This is a genomic window from Methylocaldum szegediense (assembly GCF_949769195.1).
GTDB lineage: Bacteria > Pseudomonadota > Gammaproteobacteria > Methylococcales > Methylococcaceae > Methylocaldum > Methylocaldum szegediense.
The window spans coordinates 3,934,322-3,955,864 of record NZ_OX458333.1; the positions used below are offsets into that span (position 1 = coordinate 3,934,322).

Annotated in this window: 20 protein-coding genes; 10 read left to right on the plus strand and 10 right to left on the minus strand. The window is 55.9% G+C overall.

Annotated features, from left to right (window positions below; translation table 11 throughout):
* The 6 genes from motD to QEN43_RS17125 all read left to right on the plus strand — a co-directional run bounded on the left by motD (position 1) and on the right by QEN43_RS17125 (position 4,455).
* Positions 1–894, plus strand: coding sequence for a flagellar motor protein MotD (motD, locus tag QEN43_RS17100; RefSeq protein WP_036267977.1), 894 nt, complete (start codon positions 1–3; stop codon positions 892–894).
* A complete protein-coding gene (locus QEN43_RS17105) occupies positions 891–1,694 on the plus strand; it encodes a ParA family protein (RefSeq protein WP_026609520.1) in 804 nt (267 codons plus the stop codon). Before motD ends, QEN43_RS17105 begins: the two co-directional genes overlap by 4 nt.
* Positions 1,691–2,341 (plus strand): chemotaxis protein CheW, encoded by a 651-nt coding sequence (locus QEN43_RS17110; protein ID WP_026609521.1) that lies wholly within the window; start codon positions 1,691–1,693, stop codon positions 2,339–2,341. The genes QEN43_RS17105 and QEN43_RS17110 overlap by 4 nt, the downstream gene beginning before the upstream one ends.
* 112 nt (positions 2,342–2,453) lie before the next feature.
* Positions 2,454–2,930 carry a chemotaxis protein CheW gene (locus QEN43_RS17115; protein WP_026609522.1) on the plus strand — a complete coding sequence of 159 codons (477 nt, stop codon included), beginning with the start codon at positions 2,454–2,456 and terminating at the stop codon, positions 2,928–2,930.
* A gap of 215 nt (positions 2,931–3,145) precedes the next feature.
* Positions 3,146–3,535, plus strand: a complete 390-nt coding sequence (locus QEN43_RS17120) for a DUF2802 domain-containing protein (RefSeq protein WP_317963434.1) — start codon at positions 3,146–3,148, stop codon at positions 3,533–3,535.
* A 302-nt stretch (positions 3,536–3,837) separates the two neighbouring features.
* Positions 3,838–4,455: an HpnM family protein gene (locus QEN43_RS17125; protein ID WP_026609525.1), complete on the plus strand. Its 618-nt coding sequence runs from the start codon at positions 3,838–3,840 to the stop codon at positions 4,453–4,455.
* A 231-nt stretch (positions 4,456–4,686) separates the two neighbouring features.
* Here QEN43_RS17125 and QEN43_RS17130 read toward each other — a convergent pair whose 3' ends face one another.
* From QEN43_RS17130 to QEN43_RS17160, 7 genes are read right to left on the minus strand one after another with little or no spacing between them, the layout of a single operon-like run.
* Positions 4,687–6,348 carry a copper resistance D family protein gene (locus QEN43_RS17130; protein WP_036267979.1) on the minus strand — a complete coding sequence of 554 codons (1,662 nt, stop codon included), beginning with the start codon at positions 6,346–6,348 and terminating at the stop codon, positions 4,687–4,689.
* 5 nt (positions 6,349–6,353) lie between these two features.
* Complete coding sequence (locus tag QEN43_RS17135) at positions 6,354–6,743, minus strand: copper resistance CopC family protein (RefSeq protein ID WP_235726529.1); 390 nt, start codon at positions 6,741–6,743, stop codon at positions 6,354–6,356.
* A gap of 27 nt (positions 6,744–6,770) precedes the next feature.
* Positions 6,771–8,159, minus strand: coding sequence for an aspartate aminotransferase family protein (locus QEN43_RS17140; RefSeq protein WP_026609528.1), 1,389 nt, complete (start codon positions 8,157–8,159; stop codon positions 6,771–6,773).
* 50 nt (positions 8,160–8,209) lie between these two features.
* Positions 8,210–10,837 carry an MMPL family transporter gene (locus QEN43_RS17145; RefSeq protein WP_026609529.1) on the minus strand — a complete coding sequence of 876 codons (2,628 nt, stop codon included), beginning with the start codon at positions 10,835–10,837 and terminating at the stop codon, positions 8,210–8,212.
* A gap of 20 nt (positions 10,838–10,857) precedes the next feature.
* Positions 10,858–11,583 (minus strand): phosphorylase family protein, encoded by a 726-nt coding sequence (locus QEN43_RS17150; RefSeq protein ID WP_026609530.1) that lies wholly within the window; start codon positions 11,581–11,583, stop codon positions 10,858–10,860.
* Positions 11,580–13,547 carry a squalene--hopene cyclase gene (gene shc, locus QEN43_RS17155; RefSeq protein ID WP_026609531.1) on the minus strand — a complete coding sequence of 656 codons (1,968 nt, stop codon included), beginning with the start codon at positions 13,545–13,547 and terminating at the stop codon, positions 11,580–11,582. The genes QEN43_RS17150 and shc overlap by 4 nt, the downstream gene beginning before the upstream one ends.
* Positions 13,548–13,579: 32 nt before the next feature.
* Entirely contained in the window at positions 13,580–14,629 is a 1,050-nt protein-coding gene (locus QEN43_RS17160) for a phytoene/squalene synthase family protein (RefSeq protein ID WP_051331492.1), read from the minus strand.
* A gap of 420 nt (positions 14,630–15,049) precedes the next feature.
* On the opposite strand from QEN43_RS17160, the gene hpnH reads away from it, so the two are divergent.
* Complete coding sequence (gene hpnH, locus QEN43_RS17165; RefSeq protein ID WP_026609532.1) at positions 15,050–16,156, plus strand: adenosyl-hopene transferase HpnH; 1,107 nt, start codon at positions 15,050–15,052, stop codon at positions 16,154–16,156.
* A gap of 133 nt (positions 16,157–16,289) precedes the next feature.
* Here hpnH and QEN43_RS17170 read toward each other — a convergent pair whose 3' ends face one another.
* Both QEN43_RS17170 and QEN43_RS17175 read right to left on the minus strand, forming a co-directional pair.
* A complete protein-coding gene (locus QEN43_RS17170; RefSeq protein ID WP_084161723.1) occupies positions 16,290–16,736 on the minus strand; it encodes a methyltransferase family protein in 447 nt (148 codons plus the stop codon).
* Positions 16,737–16,862: 126 nt separating this feature from the next.
* Positions 16,863–17,597 carry a 4'-phosphopantetheinyl transferase family protein gene (locus tag QEN43_RS17175; RefSeq protein ID WP_051331494.1) on the minus strand — a complete coding sequence of 245 codons (735 nt, stop codon included), beginning with the start codon at positions 17,595–17,597 and terminating at the stop codon, positions 16,863–16,865.
* Positions 17,598–18,025: 428 nt separating this feature from the next.
* Between QEN43_RS17175 and fabG the strand changes: the two genes are divergently transcribed.
* Genes fabG through QEN43_RS17190 form a run of 3 tightly spaced genes read left to right on the plus strand, consistent with a single transcriptional unit; the run spans position 18,026 to position 20,875 of the window.
* Positions 18,026–18,745: a 3-oxoacyl-ACP reductase FabG gene (gene fabG, locus QEN43_RS17180; protein ID WP_026609533.1), complete on the plus strand. Its 720-nt coding sequence runs from the start codon at positions 18,026–18,028 to the stop codon at positions 18,743–18,745.
* Positions 18,742–19,560, plus strand: coding sequence for a glycosyltransferase family 2 protein (locus tag QEN43_RS17185; RefSeq protein ID WP_051331495.1), 819 nt, complete (start codon positions 18,742–18,744; stop codon positions 19,558–19,560). The genes fabG and QEN43_RS17185 overlap by 4 nt, the downstream gene beginning before the upstream one ends.
* A 19-nt stretch (positions 19,561–19,579) precedes the next feature.
* Positions 19,580–20,875: a cation:proton antiporter gene (locus QEN43_RS17190; protein WP_036267981.1), complete on the plus strand. Its 1,296-nt coding sequence runs from the start codon at positions 19,580–19,582 to the stop codon at positions 20,873–20,875.
* An 8-nt stretch (positions 20,876–20,883) separates the two neighbouring features.
* Here QEN43_RS17190 and QEN43_RS17195 read toward each other — a convergent pair whose 3' ends face one another.
* Positions 20,884–21,393: an MOSC domain-containing protein gene (locus tag QEN43_RS17195; RefSeq protein WP_235726530.1), complete on the minus strand. Its 510-nt coding sequence runs from the start codon at positions 21,391–21,393 to the stop codon at positions 20,884–20,886.
* Between the last annotated feature and the right edge of the window lie 150 nt (positions 21,394–21,543).

Genomic DNA, 21,543 nt, shown 5'->3' on the forward strand with positions numbered 1-21,543 from the left:
ATGGCGCGACGCAGGCATTCCGAAGAAGAGCACGTGAACCTGGAGCGCTGGCTGGTGTCCTATGCCGATTTCATCACGCTCTTGTTCGCGTTTTTTGTCGTCATGTACGCGATTTCTTCGGTCAACGAAGGCAAGTACCGGGTGTTGTCGGAATCGCTGTCCGAGGTCTTCAAGGAACCTCGGAAAGATCATGACCTTGCCGCGACCTTAGAGCCGATCCAGATTGGCCATTTGAAGAAGGGGCAGGATCTCTTGGGCGAGCCGGTGACGCAAGAAGACTCGAAGTCCTTCGAAAGTAAGGTTGACGCGGCAACCGAGGATCTCGAGACGGAATACGCACGGCTGGAACATCTCGCGGATCAGATCGAGGCAGCGCTGTCACCGTTCATCGACGACGACTTGGTTGTTGTCAAGCGCCATGAGCTATGGGTAGAAGTCGAGATGAAAAGCGGCCTGTTTTTCGCCAGCGGCAAAGCGGATCTTTCGAAGGAATCGCTGCCCATTCTTGACCGGCTGTCTGAAATCTTGCGCGAAGTCGACAACACCATTCATGTCGAAGGCCATACCGATAGTGTGCCGATCAATACATCCCAGTATCCTTCCAACTGGGCCTTGTCTTCCGCCCGGGCTGCCGTGGTGGTTCATCAGTTGATGCGAAACGGCATCGATCCGCGCCGGATGGCCGCAATCGGGTACGGTGAGTATCATCCGGTTGCTGACAATGGGACGGATGAAGGACGTTACCAAAACCGGCGAGTGGTGATCGTTCTGATGTCCCATGCGGCGGCACGTTACAAGCTTTCATCCGCAGATCAGGTATCCGACCTCGACGCTCCCCAAAAGCCTGTGTCCGGAACATCCCCTATCGTTTCGACGGAGGTTGCCAAGCCATGAAGATCTGGGCCGTATCCAACCAGAAAGGCGGTGTCGGCAAGACCACGACGGTCGTGACCTTCGGTGGAATTCTTGCGTCTCGGGGATACCGTACGCTATTGATCGATCTCGACCCTCACGGTTCGTTGACCAGCTATTTCAGGATGAACCCGGACCGGATCGATTTCAGCGTCTACAACCTGTTTCAGGACGCGATGGCTCGGAAAAAGCCGCTTCCAGAGCCTTACATCGTTTCAACCGGGTTCGAGGGGTTGTGGGTATTGCCCGCGTCCACCGCGATCGCAACCGTCGAGCGTCAAGGCGGTGCTGGCGGCATGGGACTGGTGATCGCCAATAGCCTGGCCGCGGTTCGTGCACAATACGATTTTGTGGTGATCGACAGCCCGCCCATGCTCGGCGTTTTGATGGTGAACGCGCTTGCCGCGTGTGAGCATTTGTTCATACCGGTGTTGTCCGAGTTTCTCGGGCTCAAGGGCTTGGAACGCATGCTCCACACTCTGGATATGATCGGCAAATCTCGAAAGGCGCCGCTGAACTACACCATTGTCCCTACCTTGTTCGACCGGCGCACCCGGGTATCGGTACAGACACTGAGGATCATGCGCGAACGTTATGGAGATCGGGTCTGGGACGCAGTTATTCCAGTCGATACTCAGGTACGGGAAGCGAGCGACGCCGGAATCCCGCTCTCCCATTTCATGCCCCGGTCCCGAGCGGCCATGGCTTACACCGAATTGCTCGACCACCGGTTGTCGCAGGATCGATCGCGTTCGGCCGAGTCGGCGTTTGCGACAGCATGAAAGCCGGCCGTCCTCGACAAACGAAAACCGGCTGGCAGGAGCAGGTTGTCCTCTTTTATCTGAGGGGTTTACTGAACCAGACTTTCGGGCAAGCGGAGGGAGTGGCGGCAGAACCCGAGGAACCCCGCGCCTCGACAATACCTGAGGAGACCTCGACCGAGCCCGCGAGAGTGCCGGACTGGGGACGACCAGAATTCCAGGTCGTTTGCTTTCGGATTGGGCGGATGGTGCTTGCCGCACCTTTGGCCGAAGTGAGGCGAATCGAACGACTCGATGATAAGACGGTGGTCACCGTCCTACCGGGAAAACCCGCATGGTTCCAGGGAATCGCCAGGTTTCAGGGCGAATTGATCCAACTGGCGGATGCCGGTCTTCTCATCAGCGGCAAGCGTTCTGCGCCAGTGGATGGTGATCGTCGCCATGTCCTGCTCCTCAATGACGGAAGGTGGGGCTTGGTCTGCGGCGACATCGTTGGTTTGGTCCGGTTGCACGAAAGCGATGTCAGCTGGCGCGCCAACCAAAAGCGGCGGGCATGGGCGGTTGGTACCATCAAAGACCGCTTGTGTGTGCTGGTGGACCCGAGCAATCTGATTCCGGTAGGTCGATGCTCGGATACGAATACTATGGCTTTACATGGCTCTGAATAATGGGCGGGTTCGATTTTTGCCTTTCGACTCGGCTCAGGCGAGTGTTCAACCGGTCTGTCGAACGGCTTAATCACGGTTTCCTTGATGATGACGCTAGAAGCAAGAGGACGATATGAGCGAAGCGCTGGCAAAAAAACGCAGCGATCCGGTGAACCAATGGGTAACATTCCGCTTGGGTGACGAGACCTACGGCATCAATGTGATGCAGGTGCAGGAGGTGTTGCGCGTCACCGAGATCGCGCCGGTCCCCGGAGCCCCGGAATATGTCGTGGGTATTATCAATTTGCGCGGAAATGTGGTCACGGTCATCGACACCCGAAAGCGTTTCGGGCTTACTCCTCAGGAGCCGGACGACGCCTCGAGAATCGTCATCATCGAGGCGGCGGATCAGGTGATTGGGATTCTGGTCGATAGCGTCGCGGAGGTGGTGGAACTCAGGGCTTCCGAGATCGAATCGGCTCCCAATATCGGTAATGAGGAAAGCGCGAGATACATACAGGGCGTGACGAGCCACGGCGGGCGGCTATTGATTCTGGTCGACCTGAATCAGTTACTGAGCGACGAAGACAAAGCGCTCGGTCAGCTTTGACCGGTGCGCTCGAAGGTCGCTTTTCGAAAAGCAGCGATAAGAAAGACCATGGTCGATATTCACCCCGTGGAGCACGTGCAGCCTTTACCGGCTACAAAAAGGGTTACGCGAGACCAAGATCGAGAAAAACGGCGGGAACCCGATTTGCAGGGCAAGAATGAAAAGCGGCCGGAGAACGACGCAGACTCGCCGCCTCACATCGATAGCTACGCCTGATGGACTGGCACCTTCCCTATTTCATTCTGGCCGGATTGCTGGTTGCCTTGCTGGCAGCAACACTCATGCTGGCCCGGGCGTACCTGAGCCTTAAGCGCGCTCATGCGGCCCTGGTCGCGAAAGTCGCTCAGCAGCAAAATGACTTGATCGGGTTGTCGTCTGCCGCCGTACAGGTCGATCAGCGCATGTTGAATCAGGAACGAAGGCTTAGGGAATACGAGGAGAAGCTGGCGTCTCTTTCCCAGCAAGATACCAGCTATCAATCGTACAGGACCGCAATCGAAAAGCTCAAAGGCGGCGTCGCGCCCCAGGAACTGGTTTCCCAGTTGGGACTCTCTCTGTCCGAGGCCAACCTGCTGGCGCACCTTTATGCAGAACGCCAGGATTGATAAATCCGATTTCGTGGAAAAGAACGATTCCGGCAGGTCCGAATCGAATAGAAAAAGCTCAATCGGAAGATCATCCTGGATATGGTGGTCGAACGTGACTTCACCAATACAGTGAGCGAGAGGAGGAGGGATGCCATGATTCTTCGCGTGTTAGTTTCCATTCAAGCGGTCGGCAAACACTCCTGGAATTATTTGTTGTTTGCGCGCAAAATCGTAGCGGGATAGCAACTGAGCGTAGCGTTTCGTCGGGACTTTTATGATATAGTCGCGACGAATTTCGATTCGGACTCATGGGAAAAACAATGTTTCTTCAATTTCTCCTGGGATTATTCCTGATCGCAGCGTCCACCTTGTCCGTCGCAGGGGATGCCGTGGCGGATGCGAAACAAACGGTGGACTTACTCAACAACACCTTGATCGATGTGATGAAGGACGCCAAGAAATTGGGTTATCAGGGACGCTATAAAAAGCTCGAACCGGTGGTCAAGCAGGTGTTCGAGTTCGAGGCTGTTTCCCAAATCGCTCTCGGGAACCATTGGAAAAAGCTCGACAGGCAGCAGAAAACCGCTTTCATCGAGAAGTTGACCGACCTGAGCATCGCCACCTATGCCGCCCAGTTCAACAGCCACTCAGGGGAAGAATTCAAGTACGACTCCGCTCAAGAAGTAAAGAGCGACCGTGTGTTGTTACGCTATTATCTCGTCGCACCGAATGAAAAGCCCATCAAGTTTGAATACGTCGTGAATCAATTCGGCGGGCAATGGCACATCATCAATATCGTTGTCGACGGTATCAGCGATTTGGCTCTCAAGAAGGCGCAATATACCAGCGTTATCGACCGCGAAGGCTTTGACAGTCTCCTAAACAAGCTTTCTCAGAAAATCGCCGATTATTCGAGCAACAATTCCACGTCTGGCTAAGTTCGTCGAAGACCGCATGAAAACGTCTTGATCGGCGTTTTCATGCGGCCCGGTCTGCCAAGGGCGGGAACTATTCCTCTCAATCAGGTCTGGGGATTCTTCGCTAGGTCCAGGATAGGTTTGTCGGAAGGCTCGGGGTGAATGCCCTCGCTCGTAAGAATCCGGAATAAAAAATGCCCGTCATTCGACGGGCATTTTTTTGTGTGTAATGTCTGGTTTTTCGAATCGACTCTAGAATAGCGGCTCGCGATAAACCATCAGTATCAAGCCGATCAGGAACATCGCCACAATACCGATGAAGCCGGCGATTTTTCCTTCCAAGACACCGCCGACTGTATAACGCTCGTCGGTTTCCGCCAAACGCAGTTCCAGCCAGCGTCCGCTGGCCACGATGACGGATAAAAGTCCCATGGCCGTATGCGTCGATTGAATGAGGTATTCGCTCTTCAGCTCGAACTCCGCATGGGCGTGGGTGAGCAACAAAATGCCACCGAATGCGCACAATATCGGAAACAAATAACGTAGTTGCCGAGCCTTTGGGTTAGTGCGCGCCCGTATTTCGAGCACGCCCAACGCGAACGCCAGAAGAGTGGCGATACGGTGCTGGAACACTTCGCCGTTGCCGAAGGTGCTCTCCCAAAAGCCGATCGGGCCCAAGGGCCAGGTTTCGGCGTCGCTTCGGAAGAATAGGAAAATGCTCAGTCCTACGAAACCGAGAGGCCAGTAGCGAGCCCATTCGAAGCGCTTGCTGTAGGAAAGCATCGCAACCAGAGCCATCACGGTCAGGAAGATGCCCGATACATTGTGATTATAATCCGACCATTCCGTGGCAGCGGGTGACGGAACCTTGTCGACCACTGCCACGCGCCCGGGCTCTCCGGCCAGCAGCTGTTCGTGCGTAGGCGACGTGAGCCGGGGCATGCGAGGGGCGAACATTTCCGCGACTTCGGAAACGGAGGCGGTCAGTTCCTTGATGTCGACGGAAGGCGGTTGGGAGGACAAGGTGGCGGCGATGAACAGTATGCCGACCAGAATGAAGGTTTCGGCCTCGATATAATGCGGGACCTTGTTGTCGAGTCCTTCGGTTTGGCGCTGCTGGAGCCACAGCCGACCGGCCCGGTTGTTCAGATAAGCGAAGCCGAGCGCGACCATGAGTAGAAGGATCTTCGTGAAAACCAGGCTGCCGTAACCGGTACCGAGAAGGCCGTCCCAGCTGCCGACGTAAGTCCACGCCAGCGGAAGCCCGGTCAGTAGGAGAAGGACCACGGAACTTACGCCAAGCAGGGCGAAACGGGTGATGGCGACGGGCCAAAACGCTTTCGCTTCAGGAGATTGCCGGCTCATGTACCAGAGCCATAAGAGTTGTGCGACGCCTCCGAACCACACGGCGGCCGCAAATTGGTGCAGCACGGTTAGAATCATGAGCGGCTCCCGGTTCTCGAAGCGGCCCACGCCGTGTACCAGCCAGGCGCCGGCAATCACCAAGGGAACGATCAAAATTGCAGTGAGGTTCCAGGAAGACGCCTTGTCCGGTGTCTGTTGCAGTTGCCTGGCGACAAAAATCAGACCCAAGGAGAGCAGGAAGCGTATCAGTCCAGCCTGGAACTGAACGGTGCCGATGTAAGCGTCGACCGGGAATTCGCCCAGAACCGATGCCAGTATCACCGCCTTGATGACCAGTTTGAGCCCTTGGGTGATGGCAAGCGCAATAGCGCCGGCGCGCAGCAAGGTGACGGCTCGTCGGACCATGGATTCATGGGCGGCGAAACCGGGAGACCACACCCGCAGAATGAAGGCACTCCAGAGTAGACTTCCCACGACCAACGCGTAGCTGATCAGAATCAGTCCACCGAGAAAATCGTCGATAAAGTTGGCCAAACCTTGCATGTACATAGGGATCACCGCGGCTCGGAAACGTGGAAACGAATGACGTTCTCGGTAAAGTGTCCGTCCGCTGCGAACACCTTGTATTTCAAGGCGTACTCCCCTGGATCGAGAGCGGGTACTTTAATGTGGACCTCGCCCGGCTTCTTGCCTTTCGCTATCTCGACCGGATGGTAGATATCGCCCTTGGTGACTAGAAAAACCCGTGACAAGGGCAATTCCACGTTGGAATTGAAAAAGAGCACGACGGTCGTAGCGTGATTCGGCCGGATCGGATTTTTCGTCAGGGAGGACTCGGTGACGACGGCGTGCGCCGAAAGCCGTTCGCCGTAAGCCAGAAGCATGCAGACGGAAAACAGCAAAGCGACGAATTTCGTTCTGCGGGATACGATGGGGTGGTGCATGATGCGTACCGGTTGTGGAAGTGGAAATTAGCCCGCCTTGGATTTCAGCGCATGGCTGGTCAAGTTCTTTCCGAGGTCCCAGATGGCTCCCGGAACCTTGTGGCAGTCGGCAATGACTTCGTCGAGAGCGGCGAGTATCCACTGCGTGTCCTTTTCAGTGATGACCAGCGGCGGAAGAAACTTCACCACGTTCATGCCGTGCCCAGCAACTTGGCTCAGGATGCGGTGGTTCTTGAACAGCGGAATCGTGATCATCTGGCTGAACAGTCCTTTATTGGCGGTTTCCAGGAGGTTCCATGCGGCCTTCAGGGAGAAACTCTTGGGCGAGCCGAATTCGAGAGCGATCATCAAGCCCTTGCCGCGAGCTTCCTGGAACAACTCGTATTTGTCGACCAGCTTCTGCATCCCAGTCAGAAGTTCTTCTCCATGGCGGGCGGCTTTCTCGACCAGCTTTTCGTCTTCGATGACCTTGAGCGTGGCTAGACCAGCCGCCATCGCCATATTGTTCTTGGAGAACGTCGAGCCGTGTACCACGGCACGGTCCATGCGGTTGAAGACGGCGTCCATGATGGTTTTGGTCATCGCTACTGCACCGACCGGGACGAACCCTCCGGACAAAGCCTTGGCCGTCAAAATCATGTCGGGTTTTACGCCCCAGTGTTCGATCGCCCAGAACTTGCCGGTACGGCCGAGGCCGGTCTGAATTTCGTCGGCGACGAACAATGTTCCGTATTTGGCGCACAAGCGAGCCGCTTCCGGCAGGTAATCGTCGCTCGGCAGGTTGACGCCCTTCCCCTGAATCGGTTCGACGATGAACGCCGCGACATCCTTGTTGCGCAAGGCTTTGTCCAAAGCCTCGATGTCATTGAACGGGACGGCGATGCATTCCGGCAGCAAAGGACCGAATCCTTCGCGGAAAATCTTTTCGCCGTTCAGCGACAAAGCGCCCATAGTCAGGCCGTGGAAACCATGTTCACAGTAGACGATCTTTTCGCGCTTGGTGGTATAGCGGCTGAATTTGATCGCCGCTTCAACGGCTTCGGCGCCCGAGTTGCAAAAGAACATCTTGCTGAGATTGTCAGGGCAGCGTTTCAGCATTTGTTCCGCGAGGAGACCGCTCAGCACGGAAACGTCCATCTGCACCATGTCAGGCAGTTCGCTTTGGAGCACGTCCTGCAGGGCTTGAATGACAGTGGGATGGTTGCGGCCTAGGGCGAAGACGCCGAAGCCACTCAGGAGATCCAGATATTCGTTGTTTTGGTCGTCATAAAGGTACGGACCTCTGGCTTTTGTGTAGATGCGATCATAGCCGATGGCCTTGAGCACCCGCACCATTTGGGTATTCAGGTAATTCTCGTGCAGTTCGAAGTTTTTGCCGCGATAGGTGGCCAGCAAATCCGCTATGTAGGTGGACATCAAAACCTCGGGAAGCTTGGGGTTGACAAGACGCTCGAATTTTACACGGATCAACGCCGGTGGGAGACCCTCAGCGTACTGAAGGCGGGTAGCACGACCATAGCGCAGATCAGGGTGAGCAGAAGGCCGATCGTGAGGATCATTCCCATGCTGGCGGTGCCTTGATGAGTGGTGAAGGCCAAGGAGGCAAAGCTGAATACCGTGGTCAGCGAGCCGTAGAAGATACCCTGAGCCTCGCTGGTACTAAGCAGGTTTTCGTCGTCCGAGCGCAAATAGTGTAGACGATGCGCCATGTGTATGCCGTTGTCGACGCCGAGGCCGAACAGCAAGGGTAGGGCGATGATGTTGGCGAAATTGAACGAAATGTCGAGCAGCACCGTCGAAGCGGCGGTAAACAAGGACGCCAGAAGCAATGGCAACAAGACCAGCAGCGTGTCCTTCAGATTTCTCAAGATCACCAGCAATAATACGGTAGTGGCGACGAAAGCGATTCCGAACGCTTGTTGAAACGCTTTGATCGCCTCGTTCATGGATTCGAGATAAGCGACGGGCACGTCAGTGACGTTCTTGTCGACTTTCTGTGCCTCAAGAATGAACTCGCGCAGATTCTCAAGATCATTCAAATCCTTTTTCGGGAAAATTTGCAAACGGTACAGTCCATCGGCGCTGACCCAGCGGTTTTTCAAATCCTGGGGCAGAGTTTCCATGGCAATCGGATGCGCCTGAAGGCTGTCGCGAAGATTGGCGATGGTGGTCGGGAGCGGACCTAGGATGCTGTCCTGGAGTCGGGCGAGTATCGCTTGCCGCGTGCTTTCGTCCACGCTTTCGAGACGGACGCGCAGCCGCTTCAGGGCTTCGTCCAAGGCTTTGATCACACCGTTCTCACCTGCTGCAGCACGGACTTGCAATACCTGATAAAAATTCTCGATGACTTGGGGATCGACGTTCTCTCGTGTGGGAGGGGGGAAGCTGTCGAGTTGAGGTCCCATGATGAGCGCCAAGTCACTGATAACGGCAAGCTTCTCGTCCTGGTTTTCAGGAATGAAGTCGAAAACACTGACGACCTTGTCGACGGTGGGCAAGGCCTCGAACGCGGCTTTCTTAGCTCTGACCTCGGCTTCGCTCTGCGCCAGGGATGCTAGCGTCATGGGAGAGGTGTCTTCGAATTGCAGGAGGTACTTGAAAGTCTTGACCGACTCTGTATTGGGGTCGCGCAGATTGATCGGGTTGAAGTCTACGGTGATGTCACAGAGTAGGCCGACAGAGATCAGTCCGAGAACGACAGTTACCGTGCGGATCGGGCGTGCATAGCGAAGCGGCCAGTTTGATGACAGGAAGGAAGTTCCCTTCTTTTCTTTGCCTCGGCGTGCCGGCTTCAGGGGCATAATCTTCAGCAGCGCCGGCAGTATGGTGAAGGTCGTCGCCAGCGCGATGAACATGCTGGTGCCGGCGATGATGCCGAGTTCCGCGACACCGGAGTAATTGGTGGGGATGAAGGCATAGAGACCGGTCGCCGCGGTGATAGCGCACAAAACGAGCGAAGATCCGGTGGACGTCAAGGTTTCCCGCAAGGCTTGGCGCTGCGAAACCCCGCGCAGTATCAATTCACGGTAGCGAAGACAGAAATGCGAGGAATACGCATCACCCATACCAATGAATAGAACGGCGAAGCCGATGGAGATCAGATTAAGCTGGCCGATGGCGACAGTTGCAAAGCCCAGCGAGAAAATCAGCCCCACGGTCAGCGCGACAAAAGTCGCGAACATGAGCTTGAAGGATCGGTAAGCGACCCATAGCGTCGCCGAAACGAGAATCATGGACGCGACGCTGGCGAGCGAAACGCCGGTGCCGACCGTCAACATTTCTTCGTGTTCCAGCACGACTTCGCCGGTTTTGCGGACACTGACGTTGGCGAGGTCGCCTTGTAGTACTTCTGCCAAGACCTTGTCGATGGCAGCGATCGATTTTTCGGCGGGCAGTAATTCCTCGAAATTGAGGACCGGTGTGATGTTAATAAACCGTTTGGTGACCCCCAGACCCTCGTCTCGGGTGAGCATCAACTGCTGCCACGACAGCCGGTAGGGTTTGTCTTCGGTGGCTGCAACGACCGCCTCGCGAATTTTTTCTAGCAAAGGATTCAGTTCGATCTCGAAGCCTTCGTCCGACGCTTTCAGCGCTTCGCCCAGAATATCGAGGAGACCGCCGAGACTGTTGTTTTCTGAGATGCGACCGATAAACGGCTGGGCATTGGCGAGCTGGGCGGACAAATCTTCCAACTCTTCCAAATCCAGATAGAGCAATCCGTTTCGGGCAAAAAATTCCCCTTCGTCCGGGATGTGGACTGCCTTGATGTCGGTCGTATTCTGCCTGAGCTTCTCACCGATCAGTTTGACCGCGTCTGCGGTCTCCTCAGGTGTCTTGCCTTCGACCAGGAGAATGATGGTGCTGACGTCCTGAGGAAAGGCTTTTTCCAGCCTGATGCGGTTCTGCTGGAACGGCAGCTCCGTGGAAATCATATCCGCCGTATTCGTGTCGAATTGCAGGTTGTTCTTCGTGTACTGGAGCGTGAACCCGGCGGCGATCAAGAACAGCACGACGACCAGCCATGGCCGGCTGAGGAAGTTTTCGTCCCACCAGTTGACTATGCGGATGAAAAGGTTCTCGGCGGTTTTGCTCATGAGCGTTTGGCTTGTGAGAATTAACCGTCGGCGGACGGCATAAAAGAAAACTCCGGTCCCAAGCGATGCGCGACTCGCCGCAACGTGTTTGCCGCAGCATAGAAGGACTTGCCGAGCCGAGCCAAGGCAATGAACTCGGCAGGACGAGCCAAGGCATGACCTAGGAGCTTCGGTAGCTTGACATCGCCGCGGCTATCCACGGCGGCGATCACGGAGTTCGGGAGATTCATGCCGGCCGGATCGGCTATAGCCCGAATCGCTAGAAAAGGCAGACCTTGGGCTGTTGCAAGCGAAGCCACGGCAGCGCTTTCCATGTCGACGGCAACCGCGCCTTTGGTCACATGAAGTAGCTGTTTTTCAGCCGCGTTCGCGACAATTTCGGGGCTTCCCAACAAGAGGCCAGTCGAGATCCGCAACGCCGGTGCCAAAGTTTTTCGAACCCGTTCGTGCCATTCCGGGCAGACCGCATGTCGGTTGCCGTCAGGCGCTAGGATGTGATCGGGTAGTATCAGATCGCCAGCATTCAAGGAGGGGGCTAGTGCCGCGGCACAGCCCCAACTGATCAGAGCATCGACTTTGTGCTCAAGTAACCGTGCCGCAGCGTTTTCTGCATGAGTTGGTCCGGCTCCGGAGACGATCAGGCGATGGCCGCCCGGCAGTTCGACCAGTTCGTCGAAACGAACGCGCTGCCGGACCAGCGTGCGTGCTTCGGCCGGCAGCGCGGTGACAAACCCGACGACGTTCACGCCTTGCCGTAGCGCTCGTTACGATAGCGAGCCAGCGCCCAGAGCGGGAAGAATTTATCGTAGCCGTGGTATTTCAGATAAAAGACTCGCGGGAAGCCGGGGGCCGTGAAACACTCATCCTTCCAGAAACCATCGGCTTTTTGAGTTCGGATGAGATAGTCGACGCCGGCCTCGACCTCGGGCGAATCGGCTTCGCCGGCTGCCATCAGTGCAAGCAGTGCGAGACCGGTCTGGAACGCCGTGCTGGTGTGGAACCGCCCCCGCTTCTCGGGGCTGGCGTCGTGATAGGTGAAGTTGTCTTCGCCCCAGCCGCCGTCAGGGCGTTGTACGCTTTTCAGCCAGGCAACGGCTCTCTGTATACTGGGATCGGTCTTGGGAATGCCCGCGGCCTCGAAGCCCAAGAGTACCGACCAGGTGCCGTAAATGTAATTGGTTCCCCAGCGTCCGAACCAGGAGCCGTCGGGTTCCTGCTCCTTACGCAGATATTCGATCGCACGATCCAGTACCGGTTTCAGATCCGGACGCCGTTTCAGCATTCCGGCCAGAAACATCACACAGCGCCCGCTGACATCGGCGGTAGGAGGATCGAGCAGAGCGCCGTGATCCGCGAACGGAATGTGATTCAGGTAGTAATGCGTGTTGTTGACATCGAACGCGCCATATCCGCCGTTGTCCGATTGCATGCCGGCGATCCAGTTGGTGGCACGGCGAAGGTTCTCGTCGAATTCGGGGGTTTCCGCTTGAGCCAGGGCTTGAGCCACCACGGCGCTGTCGTCAACGTCAGGGTAATACGTGTTTGCGAACTGGAAAGCCCAGCCGCCGCCTTCCAGATTCGGTCGATTCACGCGCCAATCGCCGGGTTCATCGGTGAGCTGCTTGCTCGCCAGCCAGCGGAGCCCCTTCATCAACGCATCCGCGAGCTGCGGGTCTTTTTCGAATTTGTTGACTTCCTGCAACGCGAGGCTGGAGAGCCCAGTGTCCCAGATCGGCGAGACGCAAGGTTGGCAATAGGCGCTGTCTTCCCCGATAACCAATAGACGGTCGATCGCTTCTTTTGCGATGCGGCGGTTCTCGTCTTCCGGCGGGAAACCGAGACAGTCCATGGCTTCGTAAGCGTTGACCATGGCAGGGAAGATGGCACCCAGACCGTCTACTCCATTTAAGCGCGCCATGAACCAATCGCGCGCCTTTTCGGTTGCCTTCCGGCGTACGGCCTTCGGAATCAGCGGTTCCATAAGCCGGCCGATGCGTTCCAGCGCCAGAATGCACTTCCCGAGCGGCGTCTTGACATGGCTGAAATAATTTCGCTCCTTCTCTGGCGGGACGGTGAAGAGTTCGCGAATGCCGATCTTGCTCGGGTTACGCGCCTTCACTTTGTTGCTGCAAAGAATGAACAAAGGCACCATCACCGTGCGCGACCAGTAGGAGACCTTGTCCAGGTGAAACGGAAACCAACGCGGCAGCAGCATGATTTCCACCGGGATGAACGGCACGGCGCGCCATGGAACCTGTTCGAACATGGCCATCATGATGCGGGTGAAGACGTTAGCGCGAGCTGCACCGCCCTGAGCTAGAATCCATTCCCTGGCTTTTTTCATGTGCGGGGCATCGATGTCGTCACCGGCCAGTTTCAACGCATAATAGGCTTTTACGGTACAGCTGATATCGCCGGGACCGCCGAAGAATAGCGGATAACTACCGTCTTCCTGTTGATGCGCACGGAGATAATTGGCGATTTTGGACTGCAACCTGGTGTCGATTTCGTCCATGTAATGCATCATCAGGATGTACTCAGCCGGGATAGTGCAGTCGGCCTCGAGCTCGAACACCCAATAGCCCGATGGATGTTGCAATCGCAGCAGTTCCTGTTTGGCGCGGCGGATGGCGTTGTCCAAGGGCGATTCGTTATAAGGCTGATGGAAAGCCGTATCGAGCGCGGAAAATGCAGTCGCTTCTTTCAACATGAGTAAAGAATCCCCTGTTTTAAGTTGGCTTCTCACGTGTCGGCACGATGGCCGAACACCGGGAGCTGACCGTTGTGGCGCGGCAAGCCGGAGCCCGCGATGGAAAAGGCGGCGTTGAGTAAGAAGTCGCTTGTACGTAGCAGGCGGCTCGTGAGAACGGTCGCTTTCACTGCCCGGCGTGTAATCTTGACCTGAGACGAATCGCTGAAATAAAGATTCTTGTTGATTTTGCGCAGGGTTAGCACAGCCATCCCGAGCGCCCACAGACAAAACTCGCGTAGTCCCCTCTCGTACGAGGGAATATACAAGGTGTAGGTGAGTGCATTTTTTAAATGTCCATGAGCAATCCCGATTAATTGTCTAAATCCCTCGCAAAATGCGGGGTCGTTATGATTCGGTTTGAGTTTGCGCAAATCAAATCCGTGCTGAGCAAATAGATCGCGCGGTAGCCAGCAGACGCCCCGGGCGTGATCGTCCCAAAGATCCTTCAGAATATTCGTCATCTGCAGGCCCTGTCCAAATGAGACGGCCAGCGTCATCATCTCGTCGCGATGGGCTCCGATCGCCGGCGAGTAATGACAGAACAGCCTGGTTAGCATTTCGCCCACTACGCCGGCTACGTAATAACAGTAGTCATTCATTTCCTCCATGTTCGAGAGACCGTATCTCAGGTCTCGGTCCTGAAACTCGGCCATGCCTCTAGCCATGATCTCGACGCAGGTCGCGAGTGCTTCTTGCTGCGGCGGATCGAAGCTGTGCGTGATGGCGATGACCCTAGGAATCAAATGGATCAGCTCGTGTTCGGCCGGACTGGTGCTCGTTGAGAGGCGGGGGCCGAGCCCGTCCCTAAGTTGCTCGGCGCTTTCGCTGCCTTGGACTACGCGCGCAAACCGTTGACAGAACTTGCGCTTTTCCGCGGACGTGAGTGCGGTTTCGTCCTCGATGGTATCGACGATGCGGCACAGCAAATAGGCGTTCGAGACCGGTTTGGCCAAGACAGGCGGCAATTGTGGAATGGTGAGCGCAAACGTGCGGGAAACGCCTTCCAATAAGTGGGACTGCAAAGCGTCGTCGTCGCTCATCACGTCTGCGCCTGAGGGAAGGCTTCCGCTCGTACGGACGAGTGTTGCTCCGTTCAAGTTCAAAAATTCCAACCAGTTTTTTAGATGCGATGTTCCGGCCAGTTCGTCTTGAGATGAGGCAGCAACGGTTCGCTTGGAAAGCCGCCAATTCTAATGGTCTCGCCTCGATCGTCAAGCTATGTTGTATTTTAACGAAATTTAGTTGAGGAAAATACAACTACAAGCTAGCATGTTGCGCTAGAATCGAATTAGACCAATCCGAGTGAACCGAATTTAACTCTAAGGCAGGCGGTTCGAAGAATTCCAAAGCGTGTTGGTCAGGAATTCAGTTATGGTTTATAGTCTGCGGCGTCTTTCTGACGTTACGGAACCGGAAATATGTTGAAAGTTAATCGAACTCGTCAGACCGGGGGAAGGTGAATGAGCGTTCCAATAAGGCAACAAATCAGCGTCGCGAAGTATCTTTTGCGACAAAAATTAAGGGGAAACAAGCGTTATCCGTTAGTGTTGATGCTCGAGCCCTTATTTCGCTGCAATTTGGCCTGTGCCGGTTGTGGCAAGATCGATTATCCCGATGAAATTTTGAATCGCCGGCTCAGCGTCGAGGAATGTTTGGCGGCCGTTGATGAGTGTGGCGCGCCGATTGTTTCCATTGCCGGGGGCGAACCGCTGTTGCACAAAGAGCTGCCGCAGATCGTCGAAGGGATCATTCAGCGTAAGAAATACGTCTATCTTTGTACTAATGCGCTTCTGCTCAAGAAACGCATCGACGATTACAAACCTTCCCCCTATCTCACTTTTTCGATACACCTCGACGGCAATCGCGAGCGTCACGATGCGTCCGTCTGTCAGAAAGGCGTGTTCGACCGCGCTGTTGAAGCGGTGAAACTCGCTATCTCGCGCGGGTTCCGCGTCACTATCAATTGTACTCTGTTTCAGGGCGAAAGCGCCGAAGAAGTCGCCGAATTCCTCGACTTTTGCAAGAAACTTGGGGTCGAGGGCACGACGATCGCGCCGGGGTTCAGCTACGAACACGCGCCGCTGCAGAACATTTTCATCAAGATGCGCGACAGTAAGGAATTGTTCCGCAAGGTGTTCAAGCTCGGGCGCGGCCGCAAGTGGAAGCTAAACCATTCCAGTCTGTACCTGGATTTTTTGGCGGGCAATCAGGCTTATAACTGTACCCCTTGGGGCAATCCCACCCGTAACGTATTCGGCTGGCAAAAGCCTTGTTATTTGTTGGTCGATGAGGGATATGCTCCGTCATTCAAGGCGTTGATGGAGGAGACGCCTTGGCACAAGTACGGTAATGCCAAGAATCCGAAATGCGCCAATTGCATGGCGCATTGTGGATACGAGGCGACCGCAGTGGAAGACGCCGTGAAACATCCCTTGAAAGCCGCCTGGGTTGCCCTGTTCGGACCGCGTACGGATGGTCCGATGGCGCCGGAGCCGGTGCCGGAATACGATGTGGATACGGTAGGCGTCAAGGCTCGACCGGCTATTCGCATCCAAGCTATTGACTGAATTTGAGATTTAGGAAGGGGCCGGCGGTACGGCTTGGAGCCGAAGTATCGCCGGCCTTTTTCATTTTAGCTTCGGTGATCGATTTCGACTGGGGGTCGGTTTTGCCGTGACGGCGGGTTGCCTTTTCCTTTTGCTACAGCCAGCGCGGCACGCGGCGTTGGTATTCCTGGTAACTTTCCGCAAATAGACTGATTAGCTTGTTTTCCTCGTAAGGAATAAAGTGCCGGTCGATCACGAAAAAGAAGCCTATCGGCGCGATGAACATCGATAGCGAGCCGACGAACAAGGCGAGCCCCATCAAAGCCGTGAGAATTCCCAAATACATCGGGTTGCGAGTCCAGCAATAAGGCCCATCTTTCGCGAGTGCAGTAGGATCGTCCGTCGGCACGAACGTGGTTCGGAGAAGGCGGAATTGAAACAGTGCTGAGGCGCTCGTGGTGGCGCCCACGGCCATGAGTATGATTCCCAGGCTGGGCATATGGATGGACGGGAATCCAGTGGTTATCTGAGCTAAGCCATAGCCTAGGCCAGCAAGAGCCAAGGCGATGACAGGAGGCGGAAAACGAAGTATCTGCTGCATGATCGAATAATAATTAATAACTAGACAAGCTTAAGGCACGGCGGCGATGATACGGCAGGCATCTGTCGCCTGAAAAGCCCAACCGCGATCCGAAATTCCGGAGCGACAGCACGGGGTACGGTTAGCTCACCGCAAAAATCGATCGACGTCGTTTAATTGCCAGTGAATATCCGGTGCTCGGGCGCAGAGCGCGGCACTGACGTCCTCGCCGAGATTCAACTTCCGTAGTGACCAGTCGTCGGGAGGACCGCACGATTCCGGTATCTCTTCCCAGCGCGGAATTTCGTCAGGCGAGAGGATGCATCGGGTTAGTCCGAGCCCCAGACCCCGGCCTACAGCCTTGATGAACGCCTCCTTGCACGTCCAGACATCAAAAAATGCTGCCAACTGCCTAGAAGGGGGGAGCGCCTGCCAGCGATCGCGCTCGGAAGGGGCGAAACAACGTTCGACCAAACCGTCGACGTGCGCCAGTGGACGCCGGACCTCGATGTCGACTCCGAGCGCCATGTCCGAGCCCACCGCAAAAAGTGCCCGATCCCCGGAGTGGGAAACGTTGAATACCAAACCCTGGTCAGGTTCCGTTCCAGCCAACCGCGGTTTGCCGTGTTCGCTGCGTTCGAATCTGAGCGTATGCGGTGGTAAACCCAGATATCGGGACATTAGGGTTCGCAATGTCCCTTGCGTCGCAATGAAACGCTGCTTATGGAGCTCAGAACGGAACTTTGAGCAGCGGTTGCGCTCGCTCGGATCGAGCGTGTTCCAAAGGGCCTCCTGATCGACCGGTGTAACGGCGAGGTTCAAATGCCAAACATGGACTTCGTTGCCACTGGGCCTCTGGATCGCATTGGGTTGTGACTTCATGTGCTCTTTTGGCCGGACGAGTTCCAATAGGAATCAGGTAAACGCCGAGCTTCGTCCGCTGTTTTTTGCAGTTTGGTTCCGTAGCTTGCGGATTCGCTCTTGGGAATCCGGATCGGGATGGTTTTCATGATCCGTAAAACTTAAAATTCGCCCTCCGTTTCGACGAGTTGACTCGTTGATTGTCAATCGGCCCTGAAAATTCTTTCCGGGTATTTCGGACTAGTGCCTCCGATTCGCGTGGTCTGCCGCCGTGTCAGGGCAGACCTGCCTTGGATCACTCCTGCCTGGGCTACGGCGCGGGTCGATAAACGATGGCCGGCTAACGGGAACCGGAACATTTTAGGGTAAAGCGAAAATTTAAAGAAAATGAGCCGACATCGGCGGAGGTATCGCTTGCTCCATAATTTTGATCTAGGGTGGCCTGTTCCATGAAACGGGCATTGGTAACCGGCGGCAGCGGTGCGATCGGCGGAGCGATCGCGAGGCAATTGGCCGAAGACGGCTTGCATGTCATCGTACACGGTTTCTCAAATCGTGAGGGCGTATGCCGCGTGGTTGAAGACATTCAGGCACGGGGTGGATCTGCAGAGGCCGTTTACTTCGATGTCGGGGATGGCGCGTCCGCCGAAGCGGCACTGGAAACGCTGTTGGAAGCCGGCGCCATCCAGGTGTTGGTGAATAATGCTGGCATTCATGACGACGCGCCGCTGGCTGGCATGCGTCGGGAACAATGGCGGCGTGTTGTCGAAATTTCGTTGAACGGGTTCTATAACGTTACCCAGCCGTTGCTCCTGCCCATGATCCGGACCCGATGGGGGCGCATCGTAAACGTGTCGTCGGTAGCCGCGCTCATGGGGAACCGCGGTCAAGCCAATTATGCGGCAGCCAAGGCCGGCTTGATTGGCGCTTCCAGGTCGCTCGCTCTCGAACTTGCGTCTCGCGGAATCTCGGTAAACGTGGTCGCGCCAGGTATCATCGAAAGTCCGATGATTTCGGGTACCTTCAATCCCGAATTGATCGAGCGGCTAGTGCCGATGAAGCGCGCCGGAAAGCCGGAGGAGGTGGCCTATCTGGTCAGCTTCTTGGCCTCTGATAAGGCGTCCTATATCACGGGGCAGGTGTTCTCCGTGAACGGCGGCATGGCATGAGTCTGACTCGAACAGAGGACCCTGGTTTCGAGGGTAACGCGCAGTACGCCGTGGTGATCCCGGCCTTCAACGAGGCGGCGACCATTCGGGATGTCGCGAGCGCGGCGCTTCGGTTCGTGCCGCGCGTCATCGTGGTGGACGATGGTTCGACCGACGGCACGGCTGCGGCTCTGGCCGGGATAGCTGTCGAGTTGCTCCGGAACCCGACGAACCAGGGTAAGGCGGCGAGCCTTTGGCGCGGTTTGCAGCACGCCCTAAGGGATGAAAGCCTCATGGCCGTGATAACCATCGACGGCGACGGACAACATGACCCCGCTGAAATTCCCAAACTGCTTTCCGCGGCGCGCCGCTTCCCGCGCCATATCGTGATCGGGTCCAGGTTGTGGAATTGGGCGGCCATACCGCCGGCTCGCTACCGCGCCAATCGTTTCGCTAATTTCTGGATTGCTTGGGCTTCCGGGCAGCCGATCGAGGACAGCCAATCGGGTTTCCGGGTTTATCCCGCGGACTTGATTCGCTCGGTGAGGCTGTCCTGCACTCGGGAAAAAAGTTTCGTATTCGAAAGCGAAATTCTCATCGAAGGTGCCCGCTTGGGGTTTTATGCCATGCCGGTGCGGGTCAGCACCGTCTATCGTGGCCATGCCCGACCCAGCCATTTTCGTCCGGTGATGGACATTCTCAGGATTACGCGCATGGTGGCGTGGAAGCTGATTGCCAACGGCCTTTATCTGCAGGGACTTTGGCGCAGCCTGACCATGCGCCCGATGAATTGCGAGCAGTGTGGCTCACAACGGGACCTAACCGAAACAGAATAAAGAGAATAATTAATTTAGGATGGCGATCAACTCGGCTCAGAGCGGCGTTCAAGCCACCGAACACGTACTCTTTTTTACTCTTGTACAGCTGGCTGTCATCATCATCGCGGCGCGCGTGGCAGGTTACTTGGCGAGGCAGATCGGCCAGCCCCGAGCGGTAGGGGAGATCGTCGCGGGCCTTTTGCTCGGGCCTTCGCTGTTCGGATTGGTCGCGCCGGAGACCTTCCAAGTGATATTTTGGTCAACCGACACGACCCCCATCAGTGTCATGAGCCAGATCGGGTTGATCATGCTGATGTTTCAGGTGGGGTTGGAATTCGACTTTTCCCACCTCAAGTCGCCGCAAAACAAGCGTGCGGTCGGCTTGATAAGCATTCTCGGGGTTGCGTTACCCTTTGCGCTGGGAATGGCAGTCGGTTATGCGTCCGCACCCCATCTCGCCGCGGGTATTTCCGTGCTGGGATACGCTTTGTTCATAGCCACCGCCTTTTCGATCACGGCTGTGCCGATCTTGGGACGCATTATGATGGAGTTCGATTTGACGCGCACTCGGATCGGGGTTATCACCATCTCCTCGGCTGCCGTTAACGACGTGGTTGGCTGGATGTTGCTGGCATTCATTTCGGCTGCCGTGACGGCACATTTCTCGGTTGCCGGCATGCTGGCACAGCTAGGTTTGTTGTCGCTTTACGTCATCGTATGTCTGTACGCAGTGCGGCAAGTGCTGCGGTTCATCGTGCGCCGTTTCGAATTCAACCATCAGGCATTACCACAGGACCTCATGGCGATTCTCTTGGTTATCGTGTTCACGTCGGCTATGTTGACCAGCAAACTGGGGATCTTCGCCATCTTCGGCGGTTTCATGATGGGGGTCTTGTTGCACGATCAGCGCGAGTTGGTGGAAGCGTGGAAGCACAAAGTCGCTGATTTGGTGACGGTATTCTTTCTGCCGATTTTTTTCACCTATACCGGGCTGCGTACCGACATCGGAGGATTAGAAACCGGGGCACTTTGGCTTTGGTGCGCGGTGCTCGTGTTTCTGGCCGTTTTGGGAAAATTCGGCGGCTGTTATGTCGGGGCGCGGCTCTCCGGCTTGGGACGCGCGGATGCACGGAACATCGCCATCATGATGAATACACGCGCGCTGATGGAACTGGTTGTCGTAAATGTGGGGCTCGAACTCGGCGTAATCCCCAGCCAAGTCTTTACCATGCTGGTGCTCATGGCGATCGTGAGCACGATCATGACGGCACCGGGGCTTCGTGCCTGGTTACCGTCCGTAGGACGCGCGATTCCTGCAGAGCGTGATGCTTAACCCGGCGCTTACGCGCGCAAGCGGCGTTTCTCCAGGCTCTCGCGCCAGGATTGGGACAGCGCGTCGATGCGCAGGGCCTTTGCAATAATCTCTTGTTGACGGGGGCCTTTTATGATCGCCAGCATGGCATCCGCAATTGTCAAACGCTCCGGGTCTTCTTGAAGACGGATGATGGGATCACCGGAACCCACTTCGCCCTCTTTCAGTACGCGAAAATAAAAGCCAGTTCGGCCTGACTTGAGGAAGATGTCGACAAATGATGAGTCACCCATCTTAATCCCGAGTTTGAAACAGGGGACGCGCGGTTGGGTAACCTGAACTACGATTTTGCCGACCTGGAAGATATCGCCGATGTGAACGGCTTCGTCGGGCATCCCGCTGACGGTAAAGTTTTCGCCGAATTGGCCGTAAGGGAAAGGGGGCTTATCCAGTTTCTTTTCCCAGAAACGGTAGTTTTCCTCCGTATAAACATAAATGGCTTTATCTTTGCCGCCATGATTTTCGAGGTCGGCTTGCACATCTCCCTCGAGTCCGAATGTGCCGGCTTTAACGGGGCCGGGGACGGGTTCTTTGAAAATGCCCGTGGAAACCGAGCGGCCGTTGTATTCGACCTGTTTCGCTTGAGCCAAGCTGACTGCCAAGAGTTTCATCGGCGTTTCGCTGATTAC